The following is a 3,915-nucleotide window of genomic DNA, read 5'->3' on the forward strand; positions in this document are numbered from 1 at the left end:
ACACTCCCTGCAGCTCGGCGGGAGGGGGCCCCGGATGGGCGAGGTCGGGCGGCAGCGGCTCGTCCGGGGCGAAGGCGGGCGGATGCCCGTCCGCCAGCGCCGCCGCGGCGTCGACCAGCCCGAAACGGTCGCGGACGCGGCCGAGGAAGTCCGGCTCGGCCAGCCTGGCCAGCCGTGACCGTTTCGGCGCCGCGTAGACCGTGATCCAGTCGCCCGGGTGCAGCACGCCCCGGAGCTGGCCGTCGACGCTCACCGCCACCTCGCCCGAATGCTCCAGCACGAGGATGCCCACGCACTGCGACTTGTCCAGCACGACGCTGCGGTTGAACACCATGTGCGGCGCGACCGGGGTGAACACCAGCGCGTCCAGATCCGGCGACACGATCGGCCCGCCCGCCGAGAAACTGTAGGCGGTGGATCCGGTCGACGAGGCCACGATCAGCGCGTCCGCCGAGTACGAGGCGAACAGCTTGCTGCCGACGTAGACCGCGAGGCTCGCCTGGCGGTCCCGTGCGAGCTTTTCCACCACGATGTCGTTGAGCGCCAGCACGTCCAGCGGCACGCCCCAGCCGCCCTGGCTCTTCAGCCCCGGCCGCACATGGGGGGAAGGCAGCGCGGGGCCCCGGCCGTAGCGGAGCATCTCCTCGAAGTCCGCCGGGATCTCCAGCCGCCGCGCGGCACGCATGGTCAGCGTCATCCTGGCATCCACGTGGATGTCCCCGCGATGCACCGCGTCGAGCGCGTCCACCAGGTCGGCGGCCGCCACCTCGGTGAGGAAGCCGACGCGGCCCACGTTCACGCCGAGCACCAGCGCGTCGATCGCGCCCGCCACCCGCACGCCACGGAGGAAGGTGCCGTCCCCGCCCACGGTGACGATCAGATCCGGGTCACCGGCCCGGGCCGCCTCTTCCCTGGCGTCGAGCCGGTGGCCGTCGCGCTGGTCCCACACGTCGATGTCGGCGCAGGGCACCCCGTGCCCGGCGGCCCACCGCCGGACGCGCTCGGCGGCGGCCAGCGCCGCCTCCTTGCCACCGTGGACGACCAGGCCGATCCGTTCGACAGGAGCCATCTCTCTATTGTCCCGGGCGCAGCGCGTCCAGCAGCGCGTCGGCCGCCGCATACGGGTCGAGCTCGCGGGAGACGACCCGCTCGGCGAGCCCGCTCAGATGCCCGCCGCCGTGCAGGTCCTCCAGCTCCGCCCGGAGTCGCCTGAGTGCGATCGCCTCGACCTCGCTCGCCGCCCGGTGCGCACGCCGCCGGGCCAGCTCGCCGTGCGCGGCGAGCCACTCGTGGTGCTCGTCGAGGGCGCGCACGAAATCCTCCACGCCCTCACCGCGCGCGGCCGTGGTGCGCACGATGGGCTGCCGCCAGCTCGGGCCGCGGATCTCCCGGCGCCCGTACGAGATCATCTGCTTGAGATCGCGGACCACGGTGTCGGCACCGTCGCGATCGGCCTTGTTCACCACGAACACGTCGGCGATCTCCAGCACCCCCGCCTTGGCGGCCTGGATACCGTCCCCGAGACCGGGTGCGAGCAGCACCACGGTGGTGTCGGCGAGCTTGACGACGTCCACTTCGGACTGTCCAACCCCGACGGTCTCGATGAGCACGACGTCGAACCCTGCGGCGTCCAGCACGCGCACCGCCTGCGGGGTCGCCCAGGCGAGCCCGCCGAGGTGGCCGCGGGTGGCCATCGAGCGGATGAACACGCCCGGATCGGTCGCGTGCTCGGCCATCCTGATCCGGTCGCCGAGCAGCGCACCACCGGAGAAGGGCGAAGACGGGTCGATCGCCAGCACCCCGACCCGCTGGCCCTGCTTGCGCAGCGCGGAGAGCAGCATCGAAGTGGAGGTCGACTTGCCCACCCCGGGCGGGCCGGTCAACCCGATCACGCGGGCGTGACCGGTGTGCGGGGTCAGCGCCGCCGCCACCTCCCGCAGGCGCGGATGGGCGTGTTCGACCAGGGAGATCAGCTTGGCGACCGCGCGCGGCTGCCCGTCACGCGCGCGGTCGACCAGCTCGGGGATGTTCAACGGCGGCATGGCCCCATCCTGCCTGGCGTCCGGAGAGGCCTGTGCACCGTGCCGGATCGCGACCGTGTCAGGGAACGCGGATCAGCAGGGCGTCACCCTGTCCGCCGCCACCGCACAGCGCCGCCGCGCCGAGACCGCCGCCACGGCGCTGCAGCTCGTAGATCAGGTGCACGGCCAGGCGCGCCCCGGAGGCGCCGATGGGGTGGCCGAGCGCGATCGCCCCGCCGTTGACGTTGACCCGCTCCGGGTCGATGCCCAGCTTCTCCGTGGACACCAGACCCACCGCGGCGAACGCCTCGTTGATCTCCACCAGGTCCAGCGCGGAGGCGTCCAGCTTCGCCTTCGCCAGCGCGGCCTTGATGGCGTTGGACGGCTGCTCGTGCAGGCTCGCGTCCGGGCCGGCCACCACACCGTGTGCGCCGATCTCGGCGAGCGGGGTGATGCCCAGTTCCTCGGCCTTGGCACGGCTGGCCACCACGACGGCGGCGGCGCCGTCGGAGATCTGCGAGGACGAGCCCGCGGTGATCGTGCCGTCCGCGGCGAAGGCAGGCCGCAGCCTGGCCAGCGTCTCCACCGTGGTGTCGGCGCGGACGCCCTCGTCGGTGTCGAACAGGACCGGCTCGCCCTTGCGCTGCGGGATCGCCACCGGGGCGATCTCGTCGGCGAACAGGCCCGCGGCGATCGCGGCCGCGGCGCGCTGGTGCGAGCGGGCGGAGAACTCGTCCTGCTGCTCCCGCGTCACGCCGTAGCGCGTGTTGTGCTTCTCGGTGGACGAGCCCATCGCGACCTGGTCGAACGCGCAGAAGAGACCGTCGTACGCCATGTGGTCGACGAGCGTGGTGTCGCCGAATTTGAACCCGGAGCGCGATTTGGGCAGCAGGTGCGGGGCCTGGGTCATCGACTCCTGGCCGCCCGCGACGACGAGGTCGAACTCGCCCGCCCTGATGAGCTGGTCGGCCAGCGCGATCGCGTCGAGGCCGGACAGGCACACCTTGTTGATGGTCAGCGCCGGGACGTCCATCGGGATGCCCGCCGCCACCGCGGCCTGGCGCGCCGGGATCTGGCCCGCGCCCGCCGTGAGCACCTGGCCCATGATCGTGTACTGCACCTGGTCCGGCGAGACACCGGCGCGCTCGAGCGCGGCCTTGATGGCCACCCCGCCCAGCTGCGCGCCCGTGAAGTCCTTCAGGGAACCCAGCAGACGGCCAATGGGGGTGCGGGCAGCACCGAGGATCACCGAACCGGACACGGCAGCCTCCAAAGACGAACGACGGCGGTCCCCTCGACGATACCCGTCGCGCCCGTCCAGTACAGGTGTGAGCCGTGGCACGAGGTGAGGTCGTTTCCCTGCCCTATGCTCGGGGCATGAATGACGCGCTGAAGCCGTTCGTGACCACGATCGACCACGTCGGCATCGCGGTACCGGACCTGGACGCCGCGATCGAGTTCTACGCCACCAACTTCGGCATGATCGCGACCCACAGCGAGGTCAACGAGGAGCAGGGCGTCCGCGAGGCGATGCTGCACGCGCCGGGCGACGAGAACGGCCCCGCCGTCCAGCTGCTCGCGCCGCTGCGCCCGGACTCCACCATCGGCAAGTTCCTCGACACGAAGGGCCCCGGCCTGCAGCAGGTCGCCTACCGCGTCACCGACATCGAGGCCGCCGCGGAGGCGCTGCGGGCCAACGGCCTGCGGCTGCTGTACGACAAGGCCAAGCGCGGCACCGCGAACAGCCGGGTGAACTTCGTGCACCCGAAGGACGCCGGCGGCGTCCTCGTGGAACTGGTCGAACCCGCCGCGAACCCGGCCCACTGACCTCCCCCGCTCCGCGGCTCGAGCCGGGCCCCTGCCGTTCTTTCCCGTGAGGGGTCCCCTCACAGCC

General features: G+C 72.4%; 4 protein-coding genes. 1 reads left to right on the forward strand and 3 read right to left on the reverse strand.

All coding sequences use genetic code 11. The features are described 5' to 3' along the window. The 3 genes from FNH05_RS34020 to FNH05_RS34030 all read right to left on the reverse strand — a co-directional run. Positions 1-1,069, reverse strand: a 1,069-nt coding sequence (locus tag FNH05_RS34020) for an NAD(+)/NADH kinase (protein WP_144592959.1), incomplete at its 3' end; no start/stop codon positions are given. Positions 1,070-1,073: 4 nt separating this feature from the next. After that, positions 1,074-2,042: a methylmalonyl Co-A mutase-associated GTPase MeaB gene (gene meaB / locus FNH05_RS34025; RefSeq protein WP_144592960.1), complete on the reverse strand. Its 969-nt coding sequence runs from the start codon at positions 2,040-2,042 to the stop codon at positions 1,074-1,076. Positions 2,043-2,100: 58 nt separating this feature from the next. Beyond that, positions 2,101-3,282, reverse strand: coding sequence for an acetyl-CoA C-acetyltransferase (locus FNH05_RS34030; protein WP_144592961.1), 1,182 nt, complete (start codon positions 3,280-3,282; stop codon positions 2,101-2,103). 116 nt (positions 3,283-3,398) lie between these two features. Between FNH05_RS34030 and mce the strand changes: the two genes are divergently transcribed. Continuing rightward, on the forward strand, positions 3,399-3,848 hold the full coding sequence (gene mce / locus FNH05_RS34035; protein ID WP_144592962.1) for a methylmalonyl-CoA epimerase: 450 nt from the start codon (positions 3,399-3,401) through the stop codon (positions 3,846-3,848). Positions 3,849-3,915 lie beyond the last annotated feature (67 nt).

Source organism: Amycolatopsis rhizosphaerae (assembly GCF_007713715.1).
Lineage (GTDB): Bacteria > Actinomycetota > Actinomycetes > Mycobacteriales > Pseudonocardiaceae > Amycolatopsis_E > Amycolatopsis_E rhizosphaerae.